This is a genomic window from Parafrankia elaeagni (assembly GCF_000374165.1).
GTDB lineage: Bacteria > Actinomycetota > Actinomycetes > Frankiales > Frankiaceae > Parafrankia > Parafrankia elaeagni.
The window spans coordinates 162,710-188,342 of the sequence record NZ_KB893728.1; the positions used below are offsets into that span (position 1 = coordinate 162,710).

General features: G+C 72.0%; 22 protein-coding genes. 8 read left to right on the plus strand and 14 right to left on the minus strand.

Annotated elements, in window-relative coordinates; all coding sequences use genetic code 11:
* Positions 1-67: 67 nt before the first annotated feature.
* Together nifJ and galK are read left to right on the plus strand one after the other, a co-directional pair.
* Entirely contained in the window at positions 68-3,601 is a 3,534-nt protein-coding gene (gene nifJ / locus B207_RS0117155) for a pyruvate:ferredoxin (flavodoxin) oxidoreductase (protein WP_018637796.1), read from the plus strand.
* A 242-nt stretch (positions 3,602-3,843) separates the two neighbouring features.
* The gene (gene galK / locus B207_RS0117160) at positions 3,844-5,019 is read left to right on the plus strand and encodes a galactokinase (RefSeq protein WP_018637797.1); all 1,176 of its coding nucleotides are present in this window, start codon (positions 3,844-3,846) and stop codon (positions 5,017-5,019) included.
* A gap of 197 nt (positions 5,020-5,216) precedes the next feature.
* Here the strand turns inward: galK and fahA are convergent, their stop codons facing one another.
* The 6 genes from fahA to B207_RS34315 form a co-directional block, all read right to left on the minus strand.
* Complete coding sequence (gene fahA, locus B207_RS0117165) at positions 5,217-6,443, minus strand: fumarylacetoacetase (RefSeq protein ID WP_018637798.1); 1,227 nt, start codon at positions 6,441-6,443, stop codon at positions 5,217-5,219.
* Positions 6,440-6,877 carry a hypothetical protein gene (locus B207_RS34310; RefSeq protein ID WP_018637799.1) on the minus strand — a complete coding sequence of 146 codons (438 nt, stop codon included), beginning with the start codon at positions 6,875-6,877 and terminating at the stop codon, positions 6,440-6,442. Before B207_RS34310 ends, fahA begins: the two co-directional genes overlap by 4 nt.
* A complete protein-coding gene (locus B207_RS0117175; protein ID WP_018637800.1) occupies positions 6,874-8,076 on the minus strand; it encodes a homogentisate 1,2-dioxygenase in 1,203 nt (400 codons plus the stop codon). The genes B207_RS34310 and B207_RS0117175 overlap by 4 nt, the downstream gene beginning before the upstream one ends.
* A gap of 62 nt (positions 8,077-8,138) precedes the next feature.
* Positions 8,139-9,344, minus strand: coding sequence for a 4-hydroxyphenylpyruvate dioxygenase (hppD, locus tag B207_RS0117180; protein WP_018637801.1), 1,206 nt, complete (start codon positions 9,342-9,344; stop codon positions 8,139-8,141).
* Between the two features lie 122 nt (positions 9,345-9,466).
* Complete coding sequence (locus tag B207_RS0117185) at positions 9,467-10,150, minus strand: response regulator (protein WP_018637802.1); 684 nt, start codon at positions 10,148-10,150, stop codon at positions 9,467-9,469.
* Positions 10,147-11,457: a sensor histidine kinase gene (locus tag B207_RS34315; protein WP_018637803.1), complete on the minus strand. Its 1,311-nt coding sequence runs from the start codon at positions 11,455-11,457 to the stop codon at positions 10,147-10,149. Before B207_RS34315 ends, B207_RS0117185 begins: the two co-directional genes overlap by 4 nt.
* A 189-nt stretch (positions 11,458-11,646) precedes the next feature.
* On the opposite strand from B207_RS34315, the gene B207_RS34320 reads away from it, so the two are divergent.
* Positions 11,647-13,953 (plus strand): MMPL family transporter, encoded by a 2,307-nt coding sequence (locus B207_RS34320; RefSeq protein WP_018637804.1) that lies wholly within the window; start codon positions 11,647-11,649, stop codon positions 13,951-13,953.
* Positions 13,954-14,058: 105 nt separating this feature from the next.
* Here the strand turns inward: B207_RS34320 and B207_RS0117200 are convergent, their stop codons facing one another.
* On the minus strand, positions 14,059-15,081 hold the full coding sequence (locus tag B207_RS0117200; RefSeq protein ID WP_018637805.1) for an aldo/keto reductase: 1,023 nt from the start codon (positions 15,079-15,081) through the stop codon (positions 14,059-14,061).
* 163 nt (positions 15,082-15,244) lie between these two features.
* Here B207_RS0117200 and B207_RS0117205 point away from each other — a divergent pair, with 163 nt between their 5' ends.
* The 3 genes from B207_RS0117205 (at position 15,245) to B207_RS0117215 (ending at position 18,505) form a co-directional block, all read left to right on the plus strand.
* Positions 15,245-16,594: a hypothetical protein gene (locus tag B207_RS0117205; RefSeq protein ID WP_026311148.1), complete on the plus strand. Its 1,350-nt coding sequence runs from the start codon at positions 15,245-15,247 to the stop codon at positions 16,592-16,594.
* On the plus strand, positions 16,591-18,033 hold the full coding sequence (locus B207_RS0117210; RefSeq protein ID WP_018637807.1) for an acyl-CoA reductase: 1,443 nt from the start codon (positions 16,591-16,593) through the stop codon (positions 18,031-18,033). Before B207_RS0117205 ends, B207_RS0117210 begins: the two co-directional genes overlap by 4 nt.
* A gap of 103 nt (positions 18,034-18,136) precedes the next feature.
* The gene (locus tag B207_RS0117215; RefSeq protein WP_018637808.1) at positions 18,137-18,505 is read left to right on the plus strand and encodes an FKBP-type peptidyl-prolyl cis-trans isomerase; all 369 of its coding nucleotides are present in this window, start codon (positions 18,137-18,139) and stop codon (positions 18,503-18,505) included.
* Here the strand turns inward: B207_RS0117215 and B207_RS0117220 are convergent.
* Genes B207_RS0117220 through B207_RS34325 form a run of 3 tightly spaced genes read right to left on the minus strand, consistent with a single transcriptional unit; the run spans position 18,498 to position 20,336 of the window.
* Positions 18,498-19,181 carry a Maf family protein gene (locus B207_RS0117220; protein ID WP_230205066.1) on the minus strand — a complete coding sequence of 228 codons (684 nt, stop codon included), beginning with the start codon at positions 19,179-19,181 and terminating at the stop codon, positions 18,498-18,500. The genes B207_RS0117215 and B207_RS0117220 overlap by 8 nt on opposite strands.
* Positions 19,182-19,209: 28 nt before the next feature.
* A complete protein-coding gene (locus B207_RS41560; protein ID WP_230205067.1) occupies positions 19,210-19,536 on the minus strand; it encodes an MFS transporter in 327 nt (108 codons plus the stop codon).
* Positions 19,506-20,336: an MFS transporter gene (locus B207_RS34325; protein WP_230205068.1), complete on the minus strand. Its 831-nt coding sequence runs from the start codon at positions 20,334-20,336 to the stop codon at positions 19,506-19,508. Before B207_RS34325 ends, B207_RS41560 begins: the two co-directional genes overlap by 31 nt.
* 54 nt (positions 20,337-20,390) lie before the next feature.
* Between B207_RS34325 and B207_RS34330 the strand changes: the two genes are divergently transcribed.
* On the plus strand, positions 20,391-20,882 hold the full coding sequence (locus B207_RS34330; RefSeq protein WP_018637810.1) for a winged helix-turn-helix transcriptional regulator: 492 nt from the start codon (positions 20,391-20,393) through the stop codon (positions 20,880-20,882).
* Positions 20,883-20,914: 32 nt separating this feature from the next.
* On the opposite strand, the gene B207_RS38475 is transcribed toward B207_RS34330, so the two are convergent.
* Entirely contained in the window at positions 20,915-21,079 is a 165-nt protein-coding gene (locus B207_RS38475; protein WP_230205069.1) for a response regulator, read from the minus strand.
* 86 nt (positions 21,080-21,165) lie between these two features.
* Positions 21,166-21,762: a CGNR zinc finger domain-containing protein gene (locus tag B207_RS0117240; RefSeq protein ID WP_035741052.1), complete on the minus strand. Its 597-nt coding sequence runs from the start codon at positions 21,760-21,762 to the stop codon at positions 21,166-21,168.
* Between the two features lie 30 nt (positions 21,763-21,792).
* On the opposite strand from B207_RS0117240, the gene B207_RS0117245 reads away from it, so the two are divergent.
* Positions 21,793-22,521: a maleylpyruvate isomerase N-terminal domain-containing protein gene (locus B207_RS0117245; RefSeq protein WP_018637813.1), complete on the plus strand. Its 729-nt coding sequence runs from the start codon at positions 21,793-21,795 to the stop codon at positions 22,519-22,521.
* A 286-nt stretch (positions 22,522-22,807) separates the two neighbouring features.
* Here the strand turns inward: B207_RS0117245 and B207_RS0117250 are convergent, their stop codons facing one another.
* Together B207_RS0117250 and B207_RS0117255 are read right to left on the minus strand one after the other, a co-directional pair.
* On the minus strand, positions 22,808-24,523 hold the full coding sequence (locus tag B207_RS0117250) for an alpha-amylase family protein (RefSeq protein ID WP_018637814.1): 1,716 nt from the start codon (positions 24,521-24,523) through the stop codon (positions 22,808-22,810).
* Positions 24,520-25,587, minus strand: a complete 1,068-nt coding sequence (locus tag B207_RS0117255) for a TIGR03885 family FMN-dependent LLM class oxidoreductase (protein WP_018637815.1) — start codon at positions 25,585-25,587, stop codon at positions 24,520-24,522. The genes B207_RS0117250 and B207_RS0117255 overlap by 4 nt, the downstream gene beginning before the upstream one ends.
* Positions 25,588-25,633: the final 46 nt, after the last annotated feature.

Below are 25,633 nucleotides of genomic sequence, written 5' to 3' on the forward strand. Positions count from 1 at the left end.
GCTCCGTCGTGGGGGTAAGGACGTAGGTCCCGTTCTGTTCGCCTCCCGTACACGGACTCTGTTGTGCATGGGGCAGCAGACGATCGATGGCAACGAGGCGGCGACCTCGGTTGCGTACCGGGCGAGTGAAGTGATCGCCATCTACCCGATCACGCCTGCCTCGGGCATGGGCGAGCTCGCCGACGCCTGGTCGGCGAAGGGACGTCCGAACCTGTGGGGCACCGTGCCGGAGGTGGTGCAGCTGCAGAGCGAGGGTGGCGCCGCGGGCGCGGTCCACGGGGCGCTGCAGGCCGGGGCGCTGTCGACGACCTTCACCGCCTCGCAGGGGCTGCTGCTGATGCTGCCCAACATGTTCAAGATCGCCGGTGAGCTGACGCCGATGGTGCTGCACGTCGCCGCGCGTACCCTCGCCACCCACGCTCTGTCGATCTTCGGCGATCACAGCGACGTGATGGCCGCCCGCACGACCGGCTTCGCGATGCTCGCCGCCGCCTCGCCGCAGGAGACACACGACCTGGCAGCCGTCGCGCACGCGGCCACGCTGGCCTCCCGCATCCCGTTCCTGCACTTCTTCGACGGATTCCGCACGTCGCACGAACTGAACGAGGTCGACCTGCTCGACGACGCGACGCTGGCCGCGCTGCTGCCCGCCGAGTGCGTCGACGCCCACCGGCGCCGCGCCCTGTCCCCGGACCATCCGGTCATCCGCGGCACCACCCAGGACCCGGACACCTTCTTCCAGTCCCGCGAGGCGGCCAACGGCTACTACGCGGCCGTCCCCGGCATCGTCCAGCGGGTGATGGACCAGCTCGCGGTGTCGACGGGCCGCGCCTACCGGCTGTTCGAGTACCACGGCCACCCGGAGGCCGAGCGGGTCGCGGTCATCATGGGCTCGGGGCGCTCCGCGGTGCGGGCCGCGGTCGACCGGCTCGTCGCCCGCGGCGAACGGGTCGGCTTCGTCCAGGTCCGGCTGTACCGGCCGTTCGACACGGCGGCGTTCCTCGCCTGCGTGCCGCCGACGGTGCGCTCGATCGCCGTCCTCGACCGGACGAAGGAGCCCGGCGCCGCCGGTGAGCCGCTGCGCCTCGACGTCCTGGCCGCCCTCGCCGAGCGTCCCGAGCGGATGCCGCGCGTGATCGGTGCCCGCTACGGGCTGGCATCCAAGGAGTTCACCCCGGCGATGGCCGCGGCGGTGTTCGACGAGCTCGACCGCGAGCGTCCGCGCCGCGAGGTCACCGTCGGCATCCACGACGACGTCACGAACCTGTCCCTGACGGTCGACGACGACGCCTTCCCGGAGCCCGACGACGTCCTGCGGGCCGTGTTCTACGGCCTGGGCAGCGACGGCACCGTCGGCGCCACCCGCACCACCGCCGGCCTGGTCGACGATCGGACGTCCCTGCACGCCCAGGCGTACTTCGTGTTCGACTCCAAGAAGTCCGGGTCGATGACGGTGTCGCACCTGCGGCTGTCCCCGGAGCCGATCGACGCGCCGTGGCTGATCCGCGATGCCCAGTACGTGGGCTGCCACCAGGCCGGGCTGCTCGACCGGGTCGACGTCCTCGCCGTGGCCGCCCGCGGTGCCACCGTCCTGCTCAACAGCCCGCACCCCGCCCAGCGGGTGTGGGACCACCTGCCGGCCCAGGCCCAGCGGCACCTGCTCGAGAAGAACGCGCGGCTGTTCGTCGTGGACGCCGACCGGGTGGCGAAGGAGGCCGGCATCCCCGGCATCGTCAGCCCGGTGCTGCAGACCTGCTTCCTGGCACTCTCCGGCCTGTTCCCGGCCGCCGAGGCCGTCGACGCCGTGCGCGACGGGGTCCGCACCGCGCAGGCCAAGCGCGGCGAGGACGTCCTGCGCCGCAACGTCACCGCGATCGAGGCCGCGCTCGGCGCGCTCGGCGAGGTCGACCTGCGCGGCCGGGAGGTCACCGGCGGCCCGCGCCGCGGCCTGGTCGGCGACCTGCCCCTGTTCGTCCGGCAGGTCACCGCGCGGATCGCGGCGGGGGAGGGGAACCTGATCCCGGTCAGCGCGCTGCCCGCCGACGGCACCTTCCCGGTCGGCACGGCCCGCTACGAGAAGCGTGCCATCGCCCGCGAACTGCCGGTCTGGGACCCGGAGCTGTGCGTGACCTGCGGCAAGTGCGCCATCGTCTGCCCGCACGCCGCCATCCGGATGACACTGTTCGAACCGGAGCGCCTCGACGGCGCGCCGGAGTCGTTCCGCCACACCCGCCCGAAGGACGCCCGGCTCGGCCAGTACCGGCTGACGATCCAGGTCGCGCCGGACGACTGCACCGGCTGCGGGATCTGCGTCGAGGCCTGCCCGGCGAAAAGCCGCGAGATCCCGGACCACCGCGCCCTCGACATGGTCGACGCCGCGACCCGGTTCGACGACGAGCGGACGAGCTGGGCGTTCCACCAGTCCCTGCCGGCGGTCAGCCCGGAGCTCGCCCCGGCCACCAACGTGCGCGGCTCACAGCTGCGGGAACCGCTGTTCGAGTTCTCCGGCGCGTGCGCGGGCTGCGGCGAGTCGCCCTACCTGAAGCTGCTCACCCAGCTGTTCGGCGACCGGATCGTCGTCGCCAACGCCACCGGCTGCTCGTCGATCTACGGCGGGAACCTGCCGACCACCCCGTGGACGACCAACGCCGAAGGCCGCGGCCCGGCCTGGGCCAACTCGCTGTTCGAGGACAACGCCGAGTTCGGCCTGGGCATGCGGCTCGCGCTCGACGCCCGCACCCGGGAGGCCCGCCGCCTGCTGCGCTCGGTGGCGGGTGTGGTCGGCGACGACCTGGTCGGCGCGATCCTCGACGCCGACCAGTCGACGGAGACCGGGATCGGCGCGCAGCGCGCGCGGGTCGCCGAGCTGCGCCGCCGCCTCGCTCACGCCGCCGGCTCGGGAAGGGAAGGTTCCGGGGTCGACCCCTGGCTGGACGCCGTCCTCGACGACCTCGTCGCGAAGAGCGTGTGGATCGTCGGCGGCGACGGCTGGGCCTACGACATCGGCTTCGGCGGCCTCGACCACGTGCTCGCCTCCGGGCGCGACGTCAACGTGCTCGTCCTCGACACCGAGGGCTACTCGAACACCGGCGGGCAGGCGTCGAAGTCGACGCCGCGGGCCGCGGTCGCGAAGTTCGCGATGGGCGGCAAGCGCACCCGCAAGAAGGACCTCGGACTCGTCGCCGCCGCCTACGGCGACGTGTACGTCGCCCAGGTCGCCCTCGGCGCCAACGACCAGCACACGGTACGGGCATTCAACGAGGCAGCCGCCTGGCCGGGGCCGTCCCTCATCGTCGCCTACAGCCACTGCATCGCCCACGGCATCGACATGACCGCGGGCATGGCGCACCAGAAGGCGGCGGTGCGGTCCGGCTACTGGCCGCTCTACCGGTTCGACCCGGCCGCCGAGGCCCCGTTCAGCCTCGACTCGCGGGCACCGTCCATCCCGTTCAGCGAGTTCGCGGCCACCGAGACGCGGTTCACCCGGCTCGGGGCGGCAAACCCGGCGGAGGCCGACCGCCTCGGCGAGCTGGCGCAGGACGACATCCACGGCCGCTGGCAGACCTACGAGCGAGAGGCCACCCGCCGAACGGAGAACTGAGCCGCGGCTGACCGACCTTCCGCCTGAAAAGCGGAAGGTCGGCGGTCCGACCCGGCCCGGACACCCATCCCACCAACCTCGGGGACCAGCGCTGTCGGCACTTCCTGAAGACTGACCCCTGCGCCCAACACGCCGGACTCCGCCACCCACGCCCGCGACATACTCGGCTGGCAGCACCGCTGCCCCGACCTCGACGACATCGTCACCGACGAACGGGCGTTCACCGAGGAGACGAGAGTGCCGTGACCGGATTCCCGAGCGCCTTCGGCGCGGAACCCGAGGGAGTCTGGGCCGCGCCCGGCCGGGTCAATCTGATCGGCGAGCACACCGACTACAACGAGGGGCTCGTCCTGCCGATCGCCCTGTCCCAGACCGTGCGGGCGGCCGCCCGTCGACGGGATGACGGACGGATCCGGTTGCGCAGCGCCCAGCAAGACAGCCGGGTCGTCGACCTGACGGCCGGCGACCTGCGGCCCGGTGGCATCACCGGCTGGGCAGCCTATCCGGCTGGCGTGGTGTGGGCGCTGGTCGAGGCCGGCCATCTCGTGGGCGGTGCGGACCTGCACTTCGACAGCGACGTCCCCGCCGGGGCCGGCCTGTCCTCCTCCGCGGCCCTCGAATGCGCCACCGCGGCCGTGTACAACGACCTCTACGACCTCGGGCTGACACCCGAGGGACTCGCCTCGATCGCCCATCGCGCCGAGAACGCCTTCGTCGGAGTGCCCTGCGGAGTCATGGACCAGACCGCGTCGGCCTGCTCCGCCGCGGGGACGGCACTGCTGCTCGACACCCGGTCCATGGCCCGCCGCCACGTCCCGTTCGATCCCACGGCCCATGGTCTGGACCTGCTGGTCCTGGACACCCGCGTCAGGCACGACCTCACGGACGGCGCCTACGCCGAGCTCCGCGCCGGATGCGAGCACGCGGCCGAGCTCCTCGGCCTACGAGCGCTGCGCGATCTCACCACCGACGACATCACCACCGACATCACCACCACCGGCGACCCCGCCGTGGACGGCCGCCGATCCGTCCTGAGTCGGTTGCCCGCCGCGCTCCAACCGTTGGTCCGCCACGTCGTGACCGAGAACGAACGTGTCATCGAGGCCGTCGCGATCCTGGAGGAAGGCGTTCTACCCAGGCTGGGCCCCATCCTTACCGCCGGGCATGCCTCCCTGCGGGACGACCTGCGCATCTCCTGTCCCGAGACCGACCTTGCCGTGGCAACTGCCGTCGAGGCCGGCGCGCTCGGCGCGCGCATGACCGGCGGTGGCTTCGGCGGCTCCGTGATCGCCCTCGTCCCCGCGCACCGGACCGCGGCGGTCACCGAAGCCGTGACCGCCGCCTTCCGCGCGGCCCGCCACCGTGCCCCGTTCGCCTTCACCGCGGCCACCTCCGCCGGCGCACACCGCATCCGGTGAACCGGCGGGCAGAAGCCGTGGCTCCATCGCCTTGGTCGCTCGGTCCTGGGTCTCCGTCTGACCGGATTCTGGCTCGGCGCTCGGCGCTCGGCGCTCGGCGCTCGTGGCCGGTGCCTTTGCCTTGTCCGGACTGTCTCGTGTCGGTCGGGGCGGGAACGTACGTCCCGTCTCGCCGCGGAGCACGTGGGGGGCGACTGTCAGGGCATCGGCCGGGGCGGCTGGACCCGGCCGGTGACCGCGCCGAGGGAGACGGCCCCGCCGTGAACTCCGGTGGCCGTGGCGGTGATGCTGACGTGGTCGTCGTCCCGCAGGAAGGTGCGGACGGAACCGTCGGGCAGCTCCAGCGGTTCCCGGCCGCCCCAGGTCAGCTCGATGAGCGACCCGCGCTGATGCTGCTCGGGGCCGGAGACCGTCCCGGACGCGAACAGGTCCCCGGTACGCAGCGAGGCCCCGTTGACGGTCAGGTGCGCCAGCTGCTGGGCCGGCGTCCAGTACATCAGCCCGAAGGGCGGGCGGCTTACCAGGTGCCCGTTGATCCGCACTTCCATCCGGATGTCGAGGCCCCACGGTGCCGTCGCGGCGTCGTCCAGGTAGGGGAGCAGCGCCACTTCGCGGGCAGGGGGCGGGACCCGGGCCGCCGCCAGCGCCGTGAGCGGCACGACCCAGGGCGAGACCGAGGTCAGGAAGGACTTTCCCAGGAAGGGGCCGAGCGGCACGTACTCCCAGGACTGCAGGTCACGCGCGGACCAGTCGTTGACGAGGCACACTCCGAACACGTGCTGGTCCAGCTCCTCCAGTGTTACCGGCCGGCCCAGCTCCGACGGTGTCCCGACCACGAACCCGATCTCCGCCTCGATGTCCAGCTGCTGCGACGGCCCGAACGTGGGTGGGCCGTCCGCGGGTCCCCTGCGCTGGCCATGTGGGCGGGCCACCGGCGTGCCGGACACCACCACGGTTCCCGAGCGCCCGTGGTAGCCGAGGGGCAGGTGCAGCCAGTTGGGAGTCAGCGGCGCACCGCCGGGACGGAACAGGCGGCCGAGATTCTCCGCATGGTGCCGCGAGCTGTAGAAGTCGACGTAGTCGGCGATAGCGACCGGCAGGTGCAGGCGAGCCTCCTCCACCGGAACGAGGTGCGGCCCGACCAGGGAGCGGTGCCGTTCCTCGGTCAGCCACCCGACCAGATCGGCGCGTAGCGCCTTCCACCGTCGTGGCCCCAGTGCCAGGAACGCGTTCAGCGACCCCGTGGCGTGGACGGGGTCGCCGGTGACACCGGCCAGGTCCAGCACCCGGTCACCGATCGCCACCCCCGTGCGGGGCCGGCTGTCCCACCGCGTGGAGAACACGCCGTAGGGCAGGTTCTCCAGACCGAACCCGTCGTCGGCGGGAACGTCGCCGCTCAGCCAGCTCGCGGCGGAGGCTGTCATACCGCGCCGTCCGCGCCGCTCGCGCGCAGCAGCCCGAGGGCGACGAGGTCACCGGCCGGTTCGGCGATGCCGCAGGTGCCGAAGGAGGTGAACAGCGCCCGGGCCCGGTCGGCGTCGGCAGCGGACCACTGTGCCATGACCGCGGGCAGCTCGCCCGCGGGCGTCGTCACCACGAGCGCCACCGGATCCGGGGACTCCCGCGGCCCCGCCCGCCCCAGCGCCTCGACCAGTTCGCCGAGGCGGGCCGCCGGCACGACGAACCTGGCCACCATCGTCCGCAGGCCCGCGGGGCGGAACCGGTACGCGGCGAGCGCCGCGTCCATGGGTGCGTTGCCCGGTGGGAACAGGGCGGCATCGTCGAACAGGCCGGCCAACAGCCGGCTGACGGTGCTGCCGCTCGGGGCGCCGGCCAGGCCGGTGCGCGGATTCGTCATGTGTCCGTCCCAGGGCGGGACCAGGACCAGGCGTAGTCCCCGTCGTCGGCGGCCAGCGCGCCCTCACCCAGGTCGAGCGGGTGGAAGGTGTCGACCATGACCGCGAGCTCGTCGACATGCTCGACGCCGAGAGAACGCTCGACCGCCCCGGGCGCGGGGCCGTGGGAATGCCCGCCGGGATGCAGCGAGACCGAGCCCCGGCCGATGCCCGATCCCCGGCGGGCCTCGTAGTTCCCGTCGACGTAGAACATCACCTCGTCCGAGTCGACGTTGGAGTGGTAGTACGGCACGGGGACCGCCCGCGGGTGGTAGTCGACCTTGCGGGGGACGAAGTTGCACACCACGAAGTTCCGGCCTTCGAACACCTGGTGCGTCGGCGGGGGCTGGTGCACCCGCCCGGTGATCGGCTCGAAGTCGGCGACGTTGAAGGCGTACGGGTACAGGCATCCGGCCCAGCCGACGACGTCGAAGGGATGCTGGGGGAACACGTGCACCGTTCCCGCCAGGCCGTCCCGGCCCAGGCGGTGCCTGACGTGGACCTCGACATCCGTACCCTGCACCAGCATCGGTTCGGCCGGCGCCCGCAGGTCACGCTCGCAGTACGGCGCGTGCTCCAGGAACTGCCCGTACCGCGACAGATAGCGGCTCGGCGCCGCGATGTGGCCGCTCGCCTCGAGCGAGTAGAGGCGCAGCGGATCTCCCCCGGTGGGCACCCACCGGTGGATGACGGCCCGGGGGAGCACTACGTAGTCTCCGGGCCCGACGTCCAGCGCGCCGAACGACGTCTCGACCGTCGCGCCGCCGCCCTCGACGAAGACGCACTCGTCCCCGACCGCGTTGCGGTAGTACGGCGACGCCACGGAGGCCACCACGTAGGAGATCCGGACGTCGCCGTTCCCCAGCAGCAGCCGCCGCCCGGTGACCGCGTCGGCGGCCTTGTGCTCCTGGCCCGGAAAGAGCTCCGGCAGCCGCAGGTGGCGGGGCCGCAGCGGCATGTTCGCGACCAGTGTCTGGTCCGGCAGCTCCCACACCCGCGAGCCGACGATCGCCGAGGGAACGAACCGGTGGTAGAGCAGCGAGGAGTCGGACGAGAATCCCTCCGCGCCGACGAGCTCCTCGCGGTACAGGCCGCCATCGGGCCGCCGGAACTGCGTGTGACGTTTCGGCGGGACGTCGCCCACCTGCCGGTAATAGGCCATCGGGCCACCTCCCTCCTTCCGCCCTGACGTCCGCCCTGCCTGACCGCTTCTCCGGCCCGGTCTCAGAAGTTGCCACGCAGCTGCTGTTCGCGCTCGATCGCCTCGAACAGCGCCCGGAAGTTTCCCTTGCCGAACCCGAGGGAGCCATGCCGTTCGATCAGTTCGAAGAACACGGTCGGGCGGTCACCGACCGGTTTCGTGAAGATCTGCAGGAGATAGCCGTCCTCGTCCCGATCGACCAGGATCCCGCGCCGCGCGAGCTCCCCGACGGGCACCCGGACCGAGCCGATCCGGGCCCGCAGTTCCGGGTCCTCGTAGTACGAGCTCGGGGTCGACAGGAAGTCCACTCCCGCGGCGACCATCGCGTCATACGCGGTGATGATGTCGTCCGTGGCGAGCGCGACGTGCTGCGCGCCCGGACCGCCGTAGAACTCCAGGAACTCGTCGATCTGCGACCTGCGTTTTCCGGCCGCGGGCTCGTTCAGCGGGAACTTCACACGGTGGTTGCCGCTGGCGACCACCTTGCTCATCAGCGCGGAGTACTCGGTGGCGATGTCGGCGCCGACGAACTCGGCCATGTTCGTGAAACCCATGACCCGGTTGTAGAAGTCGACCCAGTGGTCCATCCTGCCGAGCTCCACGTTGCCGACGACGTGGTCGACGGCCTGGAACAGCCCTCGCGGCGCACCCGGCCGCAGGACCGGCGTCGAGCTCCGCCGTTCGTAGCCCGGCAGGTAGACGCCCTGGTAGCGGGACCGGTCCACCAGGGTGTGCACCGTGTCCCCGTAGGCCGCGATCGTGGCGAGCCGGACGAGACCATGCTCGTCTCGGACGTCGTGCGGATCCTCGACGACCGTCGCGCCGCGCGCCCGGGCATGGTCGACGCACCGGTCGACGTCCGGCACCCCGAGAGAGATGTCGACGAGGCCGTCACCATGGCGCCGCTGGTGCTCCACGAGCGGACTGGCCGGATCGTAGGCGCCCTTCACCACGAACCGCGCCGCTCCGGAAAGCAGTACAAAGGCGCGATGGTCGACATTTCCGGTCTCCGGCCCCGAGCAGGCCACCAGCTCCATACCGAAAGCCGACTGGAAGTAGTGCGCGGCCTGCACCGCGTTGCCGGCACACCAGACCAGCGCATCCCACCCGGAAACGGGGAAGGGATCCGCGGAACCGTCGTACTCCACCAGCCCGACCAGCTTCCTCAGCTGGTCCAGGTCAAGGTCGGCGAGGCGTTCCAGGTCATTTGTTCCCTGATCAACCGACATGTCGACGACCCCTCGTCCGTGAGCTGCGCCGTCAGGCCATCACACGTCAGGGGAGTTTTCAAACGCGGCGTTCAGGCGCGGCATTCACGCGTGGCGGCGAGGCAGCCCGACTGCTCGGTTGCTCAGCCGGCGCGGGCGTCGCTGGGCGGCGGCTGGACGAGGTTCGCCTGGTAGGCGATCACCACCAGCTGGGCGCGGTCGCGGGCGCCGAGCTTCGTCATCGACCGGTTGATGTGGGTCTTGACGGTGAGTGGTGAGAGGAACAGGGCTTCGGCGATCTCGTCGTTGGACAGGCCGGTCGCCACCAGCCGGACGACCTCGGTCTCCCGGTTGGTGAGCCGGTCCAGCGAGCCCGTCGCAGGGCCCGCCGAAGGCCGGGGGTGGGAGACGTAGTCGGCGATGAGCTGGCGGGTGGCGAGCGGGGACAGCAGGGCCTCGCCGCGGGCGACGACCCGTACCGCGTTGATCAGCTCGTCGGGCTCGACGCCCTTGCCCAGGAAGCCGCTGGCGCCGGAGCGCAGCGCCTCGAAGACGTACTCGTCCAGCTCGAAGGTCGTCAGGACCAGGACACGGGTGGCGGACAGCCGTGGGTCGGTGGTGATCGTCTGGGTGGCGGCGATGCCGTCCATGCCGGGCATGCGGATGTCCATGAGCGTGACGTCGGGCGTGAGCTCGCCGGCCAGCCGGATCGCCTCGGCGCCGTCGGCGGCCTCGCCGACGACCGTCATGTCGGGGGCGGCGTCGATGAAAACCCGGAATCCGGCCCGGATCAGCGGCTGGTCGTCGGCCAGCAGCACCCGGATCACGCCTCGCCCCCGGCACCGGCTGTGGCGCTGGTCGTGGCGCCCGGGCCGGCGGGTGGTGGGAGGGGCAGGCAGGCCGCGATCGTGAAGGCGCCGTCGCCGTCCCGGTCGACGTGCAGCTGGCCGCCGAGCGCCGCCGCGCGTTCCCGCATGCCGATGATGCCGTGCCCGGCCACGTAGCCGGGGTCGGTGGCGCCGTTCGGCTCAGACGTCGTCCCGGGGACGTCCACCGCCGTCCCCCTGACCGTTCCCGCGGGGCCCGCGTCGCCCAGGCCCGTCGGCGGGCCGCCGCTGCGGACCTGGATGCGCAGGTCATGCTGGTCGTAGGCGAGCCGCACCCGGGTGTGCCCGCCGTCACCGTGCTTGTAGGCGTTGGTCAGGGACTCCTGGACGATCCGGTACGCGGCCAGGTCGACGAGCGCCGGCAGCTCCCGCTCCGGCCCGGTGGAGCTCCAGCTCAGCGGCAGCCCGCTGGCGGCGAAACCGGCGACGAGCTCGTCGAGGTGGGCGAGCCCGCGGGCCGGTCGGGTGGCGATCGGCTCGTCCGGCTCGCGCAGCACCCGCACGAGGGACGACAGCTCGTCCAGGACGGTGCGGCTGGCCTGACGGACGTGGCCGAGCGACTCCTCGGCCCGGTCCGGGTCGGTGCGCAGGACGTGCGCGGCGACGGCGGACTGCACCTTGATGAGCGCCACGTGGTGACCGACGACGTCGTGCAGCTCACGGGCGATGCGCAGCCGTTCCTCGGCGACCTGCCGCCGGGCCTCCTGCTCCCGGCCCTGTTCGGCGCGCCGCGCCCGGTCCTCGACGGCGACGATGTAGTCGCGGCGACCGCGTACCGAGTAGCCGGCGAGCGTGGCGAGGCCCAGCCAGGTCCACGTCGAGGCGATGTCCTTGGCCGATGGGCCGCCCGGCAGGCTTGCCAGGGTGGACGCCAGGCCGGCGAGGACGGCGAAGTACCACACGACCGCGCCACGCCGCTGGACCGCGACGGTGTAGATCGCGACCCCGATCGCCAGCAGAAGCACGGGGTTCCCGAGGTCTGCCGCCGCACCGACCGCGCGCAGCCCGGCTGTCGCGGCGAGGACCGCCAGTGGCCAGCGCCGCCGCAGTAGCAGGACGAGTGCGGCCAGCATGCCCAGGACGACCGCGGGCAGGGCTAGCGCGTTCGCATTGGCGGCCGGGGTGGCGACGGCGGCGCAGAGGCCGGTGCCGAAGGTGGCGAGCACCACCAGGCAGTCGACCAGCGGGGGCCGGGCGTGGGCCTGCTCCCGCAGGGACGCCCACGCAGGGGTGAGTCCGACGGACATTGTGCTCACGGTACCGGCGGTAGCTCTGCTGTCGACCTGCGTCAACGGTATGTCCCAGGTACCGCGGACGCGGTACGCGCCCTCTACCGCGTGCTGCGGCCGCGGCAGCGGAGTACACCCATGACGGTACGTGCAAGTGACGACGCTCGCTGGATGTGCGCGGACCCGTCCGGGAACAGGGTTGTCGGCATGGCTCTTTACCTCCAGCGGCTCGGCCGCTTCTCCTACCGGAGGCGAGGTCTGGTCCTCGCCCTGTGGCTCGGAGTCCTGTTGGTCGCGGGGGCGGGCGCCGCCACCCTGTCGGGCCCGACCGTCAACGGTTTCACCATGCCGGGCACCGAATCGCAGCGGGCGCTCGACCTGCTGGAGGAACGCTTCCCCGAGGCCGCCGCCGACGGCGCGACGGCCAGGATCGTGTTCGCGACGCCCGACGGGTCGCCGCTCACCACACAGCGGTGGCAGGACGCGGTCGGCTCGGTCGTCTCGTCCCTTCAGGGCACGGCCGCCGTCGCCACCGTCGCCGATCCGTATCAGGGGCGGATCTCCGAGGACGGCTCGGTCGGCTTCGCCCAGGTCACCTACAGTGTCGCCGCCGCCGACATCTCCGATGAGGCCCGCGGCACCCTCGACCACGCCATCGAGACGGGGCGGGCCGCCGGCCTGACCGTCGAGGCCGGCGGCGAGGCCGTCCAGGAGGCCGGCGCGCACGGCGCGTCCGAGCTGATCGGCCTGGGCGTCGCCGCGGTCGTCCTGTTCATCACACTGGGTTCGCTGGTCGCTGCCGGTCTGCCGCTACTGGTCGCGCTGGTGGGTGTCGGTATCGCGGTGAGCTCGATCATCGCCGCGACCGGGTTCATGGATCTGTCGGCGAACACCCCGACCCTCGCGGTGATGCTCGGCCTCGCCGTCGCGATCGACTACTCGCTGTTCGTCGTCTCCCGTTACCGCCAGGAGCTCGCGCGGGGCCACGGCCGCCAGGACGCGGCGGGTCGCGCGGTCGGCACAGCCGGGTCCGCGGTCGTGTTCGCCGGCCTGACGGTGGCGATCGCGCTGGTCGGCCTGGCCGTCGTCAACATCCCGTTCCTGACCGAGATGGGTGTCGCGGCAGCCTTCGCCGTGCTGCTGGCGGTCGTCGTCTCCCTGACCATGGTGCCGGCGCTGCTCGGCTTCGCCGGTGCCCGGATCCACCCACGCCGTTCGAGGGCGGACCAGAGCGGCGACTCCCGGGGGCGGCACCTGCCGAGCGCCCCGACCCGGGCGCGCCGCTGGGTCACCTGGGTCACCCGCCACCCGGTCGCCGTCCTCGTCGCCACCGTCGTCGCCCTGGGCGTCGCGGCGATCCCGGCACTCGACATGCGGCTCGCTCTGCCCAACGACGGCGCGGCCGCGCCGGACACCTCGGCCCGCAAGGCCTACGACCTGCTGTCGGACAACTTCGGCACCGGCTTCAACGGCCCGCTCACCATCACCGTCGACACCCGGTCGACCACCGGTACACCGGTCGCCGACCCCCAGGCCGTCGCGGACGCCATCGGCGCCGAGATCAGCCGGCTCGACAACGTCGCCACCGTCCGCCCGGCACAGGTGAACGCGGCCGGTGACACGGCGATACTCGGCGTCGTCCCGGAGACCGGCCCCTCCGCCACCGAGACCGCTGACCTGGTCCGCACCATCCGCGACCTGCCCTCACCCGACGGAGCCGAGGTCTCGGTGACGGGAACCACCGCGCTCGCCATCGACGTCACCGACTCGCTCGGAGACGCGCTGCTGACCTACCTGCTGGTCGTTGTGGGTCTCGCGCTCATCCTGCTCTGCCTGGTCTTCCGTTCCGTGCTCGTCCCGCTCAAGGCGATCGGCGGCTTCCTGCTGACCGTGGTCGCGTCGCTCGGTGTCGTGGTCGCGGTCTTCCAGTGGGGCTGGTTCGCCGGGCCGCTCGGGATCGAGGGCCAGACCGGGCCGATCACGAGCCTGCTGCCCGTGCTGATCATCGGCCTGGTCTTCGGACTTGCCATGGACTACCAGGTCTTCCTGGTCACAGGCATGCGTGAGCAGCATGTCCATGGGGCCCGGCCCACCGAGGCGGTGATCTCCGGCTTCGACCACGGAGCCCGGGTGGTCTCCGCCGCGGCCATCATCATGATCAGTGTCTTCGCCGGGTTCATCCTCAGCCCGGAGATCCTGTTCAAGCAGGTGGGCCTGGCGCTCGCGCTCGGCGTCGCCATCGACGCCTTCATCGTCCGGATGACCCTCGTCCCCGCGGTCATGGCACTGCTGGGGCGTTCTGCCTGGTGGATGCCGCGCTGGCTCGACCGCGTGCTGCCCAACGTCGACGTCGAGGGCACGCGGCTGGTGGACCACGGGTCACCCGCGCAGGCGGCGCCGGATGGGCTGGCGCCGGAGCTGTCCGGATCTCCGGCCGGCTACGCTGCGGTGATCCGCCAGAGCGACGGCGACCACGCGGACACCGGGCCGGTCGGGTCCAGGCCCGGCCGATGAGTCATCGGCCGGGGCTCTGGAAGGCCGCCGTGGATCCGGCGGCCTTCCTCGTCCCCTCCTGCTGCTCAGAACGCTCCGGTGACGGAGCGCTCCGGCGTCGGAGCCTCAACGGCGACGAAGGGCCGGCTTGCTGAGGACGGGCGGCGTGTACCCGGCGTCCTCCGGGTTGAGGTTCACCCCGGGCGGGACGATCTCGTCGATCCGGTCCAGTGTCGCGGTGTCCAGGACGACATCGGCGGCGGTGAGCTGGCTTTCCAGATGTTCCATCGTGCGCGGACCGATGATCGCGGAGGTGACCGCCGGGTGGCGCAGCACGAACGCCAGCGCCAGCTCGATCAGCGTGATGCCTGCCTCGGCGGCGAGGTCACCGAACGCGATCGCGGCCTCGACCTTGCGCTGGTTCGCCGGCAGGGACAGGTCGTAGCGGTTGGGGACCCGGGCCGTGCGGGTGCTGGTGACCTCGCCGCCGCCGCGCTTGTAACGCCCGGAGAGGAAGCCGCCGGCGAGCGGGCTCCACGGCAGCACGCCGAGTCCGTACTTCTGCGCCACCGGCAGCAGATCGGCCTCGATGCCGCGGACGAGCAGCGAGTAGGGCGGCTGCTCGGTGACGAACCGTTCGCGGTGCCGCCGCTCGGCGACCCACTGCGCCTCAACCACCTCGTGGGCCGGGAACGTCGAGCTGCCGAAGTAGCGGATCTTGCCGGCGCGGACGAGGTCGGTGAGAGCGCCGAGGGTCTCGTCGATGTCGGTCGACGGGTCGGGGCGGTGCACCTGGTAGAGGTCGATCCAGTCGGTGCCGAGGCGCCGCAGGCTGTTCTCCACCTCGGTGATGATCCAGCGGCGGGACAGGCCGCGCTGGTTGGTGTCCGGGCCCATGGGCATGAACAGCTTGGTCGCCAGCACGACGTCGTCACGTCGGCCGGCCAGGGCCTTCCCGACGATCTGTTCGGACTCACCGGCGGAGTAGACGTCCGCCGTGTCGATGAAGTTGATTCCGGCGTCCAGCGCCCGGTGAATGATCTTTATCGAGTCGTCGTGGTCCTGGTTGCCCCAGTCCCCGAACATCATGGCGCCGAGGCAGAGCGGGGAGACCCGCACGCCGGTGCGGCCGAGTACGCGGTGATCCATGTGACCCCAGTATGGGGGTGCAGGGCAGGCGCGGACAGCCGTCGCACTCGCCGGGCCCGGCGCTTCCCCTCCTGCCGACATCCACGGGGACCGTGGGATCTCCTCTTGACATCTGAAACTATACTCGCGAGTCTAGTTCTGTCGCGGTCGGAGGGAGATTCTGGTGAGTGGTGCAGTGGAGCGCCTGACAGGGCTCGTGCAGTCGGAGAACCGTTTCGCCATTCCGTACGCGGAGCTGCGCGAGGCCCAGGTCGAGGCCATGAACGAGCGTTTCCAGGAACGCCGGGACCGCATCCGGCTGCTCGCCTTCCGCGCGAAGGAGGAGAAGGTCACCGAGATCCGGTCACTGGCCGACGCGGTACCGCTGCTCTTCCCGCACACCGCGTACAAGAGCTATCCCGAGAGCTTCCTCGCCGAGCAGAAGTGGGACCGGCTCGGGAAATGGCTCGGCACCGTCTCGGCCCATCCCCTCGCCCCGATCGACACGACCGGCATCACCGATATCGATGACTGGGTCGCGCGTTACGAGGAGAACCGGCACTACATCTCGTGCTCGAGCGGCACGACCGGAAAGTCGGCGATGCTGATCGCCTCGGAGCGGGACATGGACTGGTCCCGCCTCGACACGGTCGGAGTGTTCTCCTGGGGCTCCGGTGTCCAGCCCGCGCGGGACCGCCGGATGATGGGCCTGGCGCCGAGCGCCAGCGTGCCGAAGAACAACATCATCCGGGACGCGCAGGTCGCCGCCTTCGGCGACCCGCGGTTCGAGCCCTTCCGGCTGCCGATCCCACCGATCACCATCGGCGAGATGACGAAGATGGTGGTGCTGCGCCGGGCGATGGCGGAGGGCACCGCCCGGCCCGAGGAGATCGCCGCCTTCGAGGCGACGTCGCGGGAACGGGCGGAGATCCTCGACAAGTCCTATGTCATCGCCGCGGAGACGCTCGTCGCGGCCCGCGGGGACAAGCTCATGCTCGCCGGCATGTGGAACGCGCTTCACCACATCGCCAGGCTGGTACGGGATCTCGGCTACAGCGGCGACGACTTCCACCCCGACAACTGCATCTACGTCGGCGGCGGCCTCAAGCGCGCGCAGCTCCCGCCGGACTACCAGCAGTTCGTGCACGAGACCTTCAACATTCCCGCCACCCGCACCTTCCAGAACTACAGCATGCAGGAGCTCAACTCCGGCATGCCGCGCTGCCGGGAGGGCGGCCGCTACCACGTGCCGCCGTGGGTCGTCCCGTTCGTCCTCACCCGGGACGGCGACGCACTGCTTCCGGAGACCGGCGGCGAGGTCGAGGGCCGCGCCGCGTTCTTCGACCTGGCGCTCGACGGCCGCTGGGGCGGTGTGACCACCGGCGACCGGATCGCGCTCGACCACGGCCCGTGCTCCTGCGGGAACGCCGGGCCGAGCATCCGCGACAGCATCGTCCGCTACGCGGACCTGGAAGGCGACGACAAGATCGGCTGCGCCGGCACCGTCGACGCCTACGTGAGGGGCCTGTCATGACCACCACCGAAGCCGAACCGGCCGCCCCCGCCCCCGCTGCCGCCCACGCTCCCGAGCAGGACGTCATCCGGGTCGACCACTTCATCCGCGGGCGGCTTGTGCGCGGTGGGGCGGTGCACTACCGGTCCCGTGACCTCGGCGTCGAGTTCGCCACCCCCGAGATCTCGCTGGACGCGCTGGTCACCCCGCGCTCGGAGCTGCCTCCGCTGCTGGACGTCAGCACCGAGGAGATCATCGACTTCCTCGCCGCCTGCGGTGAGCGCCTGGTCCTGGAGGACAACGTCCACCTGCAGGAGGCGGCCGAGCGCATCATCGCGACGAACCCGCTGCCGCGGCGGGTGGTGGAGAACCTGTTCCGCGTCGCCCGGCACCGGCTGACGAAGCGGGCGCTGTGGGGCAGCATCGAGACCAACTTCGCCGACCCGGCGGCGCTCGACGGCTGGGTCGACCGGGTCGACTTCCACGGCAACCACGGCGCGCTGCGCGCCTTCCCACCGCGGATGATCCACATGCTGGCGGGCAACTCGCCGACCGGCTGCATCTCCTCGATCGCCCAGGGTGCGCTGGTCAAGGCGGTCAACGTCTTCAAGATGCCGTCCAGCGACCCGTTCACCTGCGTCGCCATGCTGCGCACCATGGCCGAGGTCGACCCGGAGCACCCGGTCGTCCGCTCGATGTCGGCGGTCTACTGGCGCGGCGGCGACGAGCGCATCGAACGCACCCTCTACCGCCCGCAGTACTTCGACCGGATCGTGGCCTGGGGCGGCGGCGACGCGATCACCAACGTCATCCGCTACCTGGGCCCGGGCCTGCAGCTCGTCTCGTTCGACCCGAAGACGTCCATCTCGATGGTGGGGCCCGAGGCCTTCACCTCCGACACGGTGATCGGCGAGGTCGCCGAGGCCGCCGCCGTCGACGTCTCCGTGTTCAACCAGGAGGCCTGCCTGGCCAGCCGTTTCATCTTCGCCGAGGGCGAGCGGGACGGTATCGAGAAGTTCTGCGCGGCCCTGCAGGAACGCCTCGGCGTCGACCGGGAGATCGCCTCGGCCGTGGCGCTGCCGCTGCCCGTCGACACCCGCGACGAGATCCAGATGCTGCGGGTCATGGACGACGACTGCAAGGTCTGGGGGGCGCCCGACGGCCGCGGCCTGGTCATCCTGACCTCCGAGCCGGTCGACTTCCACCCCAGCAACAAGACGGCGAACGTCGTGCACGTCGACTCGCTCGACGACGCCGTCCGTCACGTCAACGTCGCGACGCAGACGATCGGCATGTACCCGCCGGCGCGCAAGCGGGCGATGCGCGACCGCCTCGCCAGCGCCGGCGCGCAGCGGGTCGTGCGCCTCGGCGGTGCGGCGAAGCACGTCGAGGGCGGCCCGCACGACGCGATGTTCCCGCTCCAGCGCTTCGTCCACTGGATGTCCGACGAGGACGCCTGACGACGCCTGACGAGGCCGGACGAGGCCGGACGAGGCCCCCGGCGCCACTCGGGGTTCCGGGGGTGCCAGCCGGTCGGCAGGCCGGCGCCCATAGGGTGGATGCATGGAAAAGCCCGAGATCGACTTCGTGGACCCGACCCCGCCGACCGATCTGGTCGTCAGGGACCTCACCGAGGGGCAGGGAGCTGAGGCCACCGCCGGCCGGACCGTCTCGGTCCACTACGTCGGCGTGTCCCACAGCTCGGGTGAGGAGTTCGACGCCTCGTACAACCGCGGCCAGCCGTTCCGGTTCCGCCTCGGTGCCGGTCAGGTCATCTCCGGCTGGGACCAGGGCGTCCAGGGGATGAAGGTCGGCGGGCGCCGGCAGCTCGTCATCCCGCCGCACCTCGCCTACGGCTCGCGCGGCGCCGGTGGCGCCGTCAAGCCCAACGAGACCCTCGTCTTCGTCGTGGACCTGCTCGGCGTCAGCTGACCGCCGGCGGCCGAAGTCCCGGCGGCCGAAGTCCCGGCGGCCGGAGTCCCGGTGGCCGAACCCCCGGCGGCCGGAGTCCCGGCACGGTGCGGCCGGGCTGGTCGGGGCGGTCGAACTCCCGCAGCAGATCGGTGAGGACGCTGACGGGGAGCCCGACAACGGTGTCGTACTCCCCGTCGATGCGGTCCACCAACGCCCCGCCGGCCCCCTGGATCGCGTAGCTCCCCGCCTTGTCCAGCGGCTCGCCCGACGCGACGTACGCGGCGATCTCGTCGTCGCCGAACGCACGCATCGTGACCGCGGTGGTCGCACTCCGCCCGTGGCAACGACCCGTCACCCCGTGGACCACGACGACACCGGTGGTCACGTGGTGCGTCCGGCCGCGCAGTTCCCGCAGCGTCCGCGCGGCGTCCTGCTCGCTGTCGGGCTTGACGAAGATCCGCCCGTCGAGGCCGACGACCGTGTCACAGCCGACGACCAGCGCCTCCGGTTCGGACCGGGCCACGGCCAGTGCCTTGCGGCGGGCCACCTGCACCGTGAAGTCCGACGCGCCGTCGTAGTCGTGGAGCGTCTCGTCCACGCCGCTGGTGACGACGGTGAACTCCAGGCCCATGCCGGTCATGATGGCGCGGCGGCGCGGTGAGCCCGAGGCGAGAACGATCCGGTATCCGGGCACGGCGCCCACGCTACCGGCCCCATCCCGGTCACCTCGCGGGTGGAGTCACCGGGCGCGCGGGGTGCGTGGCCCGCGCCGGCCGGCGTAGCAGCACCACCGCGGGGACGATGCCGACCAGGGCGAGGCCCGCCGTCACCCACCAGGTTTCCCGGAAGGCGTGCAGGGACGTCCCGGTGCCCACCGACGACTCGCCGAGGATCGCGATGGCGACCGCCACTCCGAGCGCGAAGCCCGTCTGGCGCAGCATGTTGACCACCGCGGAGCCGGTCGCGAACGACTGCGGCGGCAGCGATCCCGAGGCGGTGGCCATCATGGTGGGCAACGTCAGGCCCACACCGATGCCGGTGAGGAGCATGCCGCCGAGCACCCCGGAGACGTAGTTCTGCGGGCCACGAACAGTGCCAGCAGCACCACGGCACCGAGTAGCGTCCCGAGCAGGGCCGCGGACGTCCACCCCCAGTCGCCGCCGCGGACGAGCCCCGCCGTCAGCAGCCCGATGCCGCCGGTCGCCAGCACCACCCCGAGCGGGTCGGGCCGCTCCGTCGGCTGGCCTGCCAGCTTCGGCAGCCACCGGCGCCCGGCCACCAGGGCCGCCAGACCGACAGGGATGTTCACCAGGAAGGCCCAACGCCAGCTCGCGGCGACGAGCAGACCGCCGATCACCGGGCCGATCGCCGCCGCCATGCCGCCGATGGCCGTCCACGCCCGGACGGCTCCCTGGCGGTGCTCGGCGCTGTGGGCGGCGAGCACCAGACCCAGCGAGGTCGGCGTCACGAGGGCGGCGCCGACGGCCTGCGCCAGCCGGAAGCCGATCAGCATCTCGACGTTGCTGGCGGCCGCGCAGGCCGCGGACGCCGCCGTGAAGATCACGACGCCGAGCAGGAAGCCGAGATCGCGGCGGTAGCGGTCCGCCAGCCGGCCGAAGAACACCAGCAGCGCGGCGTAGCAGACCGCGTACCCGTTGAGGACCCAGGACAGCGTGCCCAGATCGCTCTCGCCGAGGTCGCGGGCGATCTGCGGCAGCGCCACGTTGACGACGAACAGGTCGAGGTTCACCAGGACCACGCCGGCGCAGACGATCAGCAGCACCCCGCGCCCGGACGCCGTCCTGGCCGACTGTGTGGTGGGGCCCCGCTCCACCGTGAGTTCCGTCATGGAACTCACCCTAGGAGCTTGCAGTTCTATCAAGCAACCCACTAGCGTGGAGTAATGGAGCGCAAGAGCTTCGCCGGCATGCACTGCTCGGTCGCCCAGACGCTGGAGATCGTCGGCGAGTGGTGGACGATGCTGATCGTCCGCGACGCCTTCCTCGGGGTGACCCGCTTCGACGACTTCCAGAAGCGGCTCGGCATCTCCCGCAACATCCTCAACCAGCGCCTGGCCGGCCTGGTCGACGCCGGAGTGCTGACCCGGGTGCCCTACCAGGACAACCCCCCGCGCCACGACTACCGGCTCACCGACAAGGGCCGTGACCTGTGGCCCGTCCTGACCGCGATGCGCGAGTGGGGCGACCGGCACGCCGCGCCCGACGGGCCGCCCCTGCAGCTGCGGCACACCGGCTGCGGGGAGGTCTTCCACACCGTGCTCGGCTGCTCCGAGTGCGGCGAGCCGGTCAGCCTGCGCGACGTGCGCGCGGCCCCCGGCCCCGGCGACCTCGACGGCATCGTCCGCACCAGGCCGCCACGCCGCGACCCCGACTGACGCACCGGCAGCCCTGAACGATCAGACGGGCGTCAAAACGTCCGCAGCTCCGGATCGGCCTTGATCGCGGCGACGGTCTCCACCTCCTGCCCGAGACCGCGGGCAAGGAATGCTTCGGTCACCAGCATCGCGTCGCCCGGGTCGTCCTCGGCGAGCAGAACGGAATAGGAAGGGCTGGGCACGGCGGCGACCATCACCGGCATCTCCATGGCTGTAGGTCGGCGGGTGCGCCCCCCGACGCACCGTTATCGTCGGACACCATCGCGGGTGTCGCGGGCGGCAGTCAGGAACGGCGGGCCCGGTGGTGGGCGGCGCGGGCACGGTTCCCACAGGCCTGGTCCGAGCACCAGCGGCGTCGGCCGGGCCGGGACGCGTCGAAGAACAGCAGCGCGCACTCGTCGCTGGCGCACTCCCGTAGCCGCGCGACGTCCGGGCTGCCCAGCAGTTCTACGGCGTCCCGCGCGACCGTGGCCAGTGCGGCCTCGACCGGGGCGCGCCCCGGATGGAGCTCCTGGGAGCCCAGGCCGGTGAGCTGCGGGGCCAGGCCCGCGTGCCGGGCATGCGTGTTGATCGTCCGGAGATCACTGCCGTCGGCTGCCCCGCCGTCGATCGCGGCCCGCGCCGTGCGGTAGACAGCCTCCCGCAACCGGCGAGCGGACCGCAGCCGCGCCTCGGTGACCGTCGGCGGCTCCGTCAGCAGGCCCGCGGCCACGAACCAGCGGCCAAGATCCTCCCCGGAGCGGAGTCGCTCGAAGCTACGGCGCCAGCGCTCGCCCACCGTCGCCGTGTATGCCAGGCAGAGCCGGCCGGAGAGGAACCGGAACTGCAGCTCCCAGTCGGGCAGCTCGCCCGGCGGGAGCACCCGGACAGCGGTTGCCACGCCCTTCATGTAACGACTATAAGTCGTTACATGCGGAGCATCGACGAAGCAGCTGTCAGGACGTCCGAGGCCCGGCGCGAGGCCTTCGGCCAGGCCACCGCCGCCTTCACCGCACTGGTGGCGAGGGTCGGGTCGGAGGACTGGCAGCTTCCCGCTCTCGGTCAGTGGACGGTGCGCGACCTGGTGGGCCACGCCAGCCGAGCGCTGTCGACGATCGAGGCCTACCTGCCGACAGCCGCCCAGCCCGCACCGGTTGTGCAGGGAACGCGGGCCCGGCAGGCCGGCAGGCCCACCGATCCGGTGCTCGACGCGGACGCGTACGAGTTGGCCGGGCCGGCGGACTACTACCTCGCGGCGCGGGCCAGCCTCGGGGATCCCGCCGCCGTGGCCGAACGTGGCCGCGTCGCCGGCCGGGCCCTCGGCGCGGACCCGGCGGGCGCGGTGTGCACGCTCGCCACCCGGGTGCTGGCCCTGGTGGCCGCCACCGCGGACAACACCCTGATCCGCAGCCCGGTCGGCACGATGGCCTTCGTCGACTACCTGCCGACGAGGACCTTCGAACTGACCGTGCACGGCCTCGACCTGGCCCGTGCGCTCCCGGGCGACAGCGGGCCGGGGGCCGGGGCCCCGCTCGGCTCGGCCCTGGCCGCTGGTCTCGACCTTGCCGCGGAGCTGGCGGCCCGCGGCCCCGATGCCGCTGACCTGCTGCTGCTCCTCACCGGGCGCGGTTCGCTGCGCACCGGTCTGAGCGCGCTCTGATTCCAGCCGGCCTCTCCCAGCCCGCCGCTGATCCCAGCCGGCTTCTGACCCTGCCCGCGTCTGACCGCCCGCCCGACTACCGGTCCGCCTCCACGCCGCGGCCTCCTCCAGGGGCACGGAACACCGCTGCCACCGTCCCAGACGACGGGCTGACCGGTTTCCAGCTCCACGGCGGTGATCAGCAGCCGCTGAGCTGGCCAGGCCTCCGTACCGAGCACGAATCTCATGTCGGCGATCGCGCCCGCCGAGGTTCCCACGATCAGACCGGCATCGGCGAGGTCCAGATTCACCCCGTCCCGGTCGTCCCACGGCGCCGGATGCGCAGCCAGCAGTAGCCGTAGCCGGCCAGGTCGAGGTCGACGGCGCCGCCGTCACCGGCAGTCAGATCGCCGCCGGACCCGCCGGACCCGTGGGAGCCGCGGAAGCCGCCGGACCCGGCCAGCTGCGTCAACCGGTCGCCGGACTCGACGCCGGCGAGCGCGAGGCGCGTGGCGACGGGTTCCCGACCGAGGTTGTGCACCGTCACGACGGTCTGGCCGTCCAGATCGCTGCGGTGGACGAACAGGGCGGGGGCGCCGGGGCAGTCGAGCACGGCGCCGTCGCCCCAGGCGAGTTCCGGGCAGCGCCGGTAGACGCGGATCATCGCGGTGAACCAGGACAGCAGCGAATCGGGATCGTCCTGCTGGGCCGCCACGTTGACCTTCGCCGGGGCGAAGTCGCCCTCGACGACCGGGCCGACGAGGTGGTCGGGCTCGACAGCGGAGAAGCCGCCGTTCGGGCCGTCCGTCCACTGCATCGGCGTGCGCACGGCGAGACGGCCCTCGGCAGCCAGGTTCTCGCCCATCCCGATCTCCTCGCCGTAGAAGAGGGTCGGGGTGCCGGGCAGCGCGAACAGCAGACTGTAGACGAGGCGCAGGCGCGCCGGGTCCCCGTCGAGCATCGGGGGCAGCCGCCGGCGCAGCCCGCGGTCGTACAGCTGCATCGACGGGTCGGGGCCGAACGCGGCGAAGACCTCCCCGCGCTCGTCGTCGCTCAGTTTGTCGAGCGTCAGCTCGTCGTGGTTGCGGACGAAGGTCGCCCAGTGCCCGTCCTTCGGTGCGGCCGGCCGCTCCCGCAGCGTGGTGGCGAGCACGGAGGCGTCCTCCCGGGCCATCGCCAGATAGAGCTGCTGCATACCCGGGAAGTCGAAGCACATTGTCAGCTCGTCGCCGTCCTCGTCGCCGAAGAACGTGCGAAGCTCCGGGTAGGGAAGGTTCACCTCGCCGAGCAGGATCGCCTCGCCGCTGCGACGGGACAGAAAAGCCCGCAGGTCACGCAGGAAGTCGTGGGGGTTCGGCAGGTCCTCGGCGTCCAGCGCGCCGGCGGTCTCCAGCAGGAACGGAACCGCGTCGACCCGGAAACCGGAGACGCCGAGTTCCAGCCAGAAACCGAGGACCCGGGCGATCTCGTCGCGCACGTCGGGACTGGTGACGTCGAGGTCGGGCTGGTGCTTGTAGAACCGGTGTAGATAGTACTGGCCGGCTTCCTCGTCGTACTGCCAGACGCTGTCCTCCTTGTCCGGGAACACCACGTCGGACGGGCCGTCCTCCGGTGGCTCGTCCCGCCACACGTAGAAGTCGCGATAGGGAGAATCCCGGCTGGAACGCGCGGAACGGAACCAGGGGTGCTGGTCGGAGGTGTGGTTGACGACGAGATCGATGATCACCCGGATACCGCGGTCGCGGGCGAGCCGCAGGAACTCGACCAGGTCGCCGTGGGTGCCCAGACGCGGGTCGACGCCGTAGAAGTCGGTGATGTCGTAGCCGTCGTCGCGGTCGGGGGATGGGTAGAACGGCATCAGCCACAGGCACGTGACGCCAAGTTCGTGCAGGTGGTCGAGCCGTTGGGACAACCCGCGGAAGTCGCCGCAGCCGTCGCCGTCGGAGTCGGAGAAGGTCTCGACGTCCAGGCAGTAGACGACTGCGGTCTTCCACCAGAGGTCACCCGTCCTGGTCAGCCTCATGCCTGCGCCGCTCCCGCCCGGGCCGCGGTCGGCCGCTGTGCCGTCGGACGGGTCGCCGCGGTGCCGGAGCCGCCGGAGCCGCCGGAGGTGCCGGGGGTGCCAGGGATGTCGGTGAGCTGCGGCAGGACGGATCCGGCGAACACCTCGATGAACTCGTCCAGGTGCTGGCCGACGTGGTGCAGGAAGATCTCCTCGTAGCCGAGCTCGGTGTACCGCGTGAGCTGCTCGGCGTGCCAGCCCAGGTCGCTGGAGATGTTGACGGACTCGGCGACGACCTCCGGCGGGACGTGCGCGGACACCGCGTCGAACGTGTCGATGTGGTCGATGTCCCAGCAGGCCGGCGGCGCGAACACGTTCGAACGCCACTGGTCGTGGGCGATGCGCGTCGCCTCGTCGGCGTCAGGGGCGTAGCTGAGGTGAACCTGCAGGCGCAGCGGGCCGCGCCCGCCGGCGTCGCGGTAGGCGTCGGCGACCGCACGCAGCCGCTCCTCGGGCCCGTTGACGGTGATCAGGCCGTCCGCCCATTCCGCGCACCACGCCGCCGTCTCCGGGCTGACGGCCGCGCCGACGAGCGCCGGCGGTTCGGCGGGCAGCGTCCACAGCCGGGCCCGGTCGACGGTGACGAGTCCGTGATGGGTGACCTCCTCGCCGGCGAACAGCGCACGCAGGACGTCGACGCACTCCCGCAGCCGCGCCGCCCGCACCGGCTTCGCGGGCCACGGATCGCCGGTGATGTGCTCGTTGCTGGCCTCTCCGGTGCCGAGCGCGGCCCAGAACCGGCCGGGGAACATGGCGGCGACCGTGGCGATCGCCTGGGCGCTGATCGCCGGGTGGTAGCGCTGGCCGGGCGCGGTGACGACGCCGAACGGCAGGTTCGTCGCCTGCATCGCCGCGCCGAGCCAGGTCCAGGCGAAACCCGACTCGCCCTGCCGCGCGCTCCACGGCGAGAAGTGGTCGGACGACATCGCCGCGCCGAATCCGGCCTGCTCGGCCAGCACGACGGCGCGTACCAGCTCACCGGGCGCGATCTGTTCGTGGGACGCATGAACGCCGAAAAGAGTCACGCCGCGATCTATGCCCGCTGAGCGCGTCCTAACCATCCGCACCCTC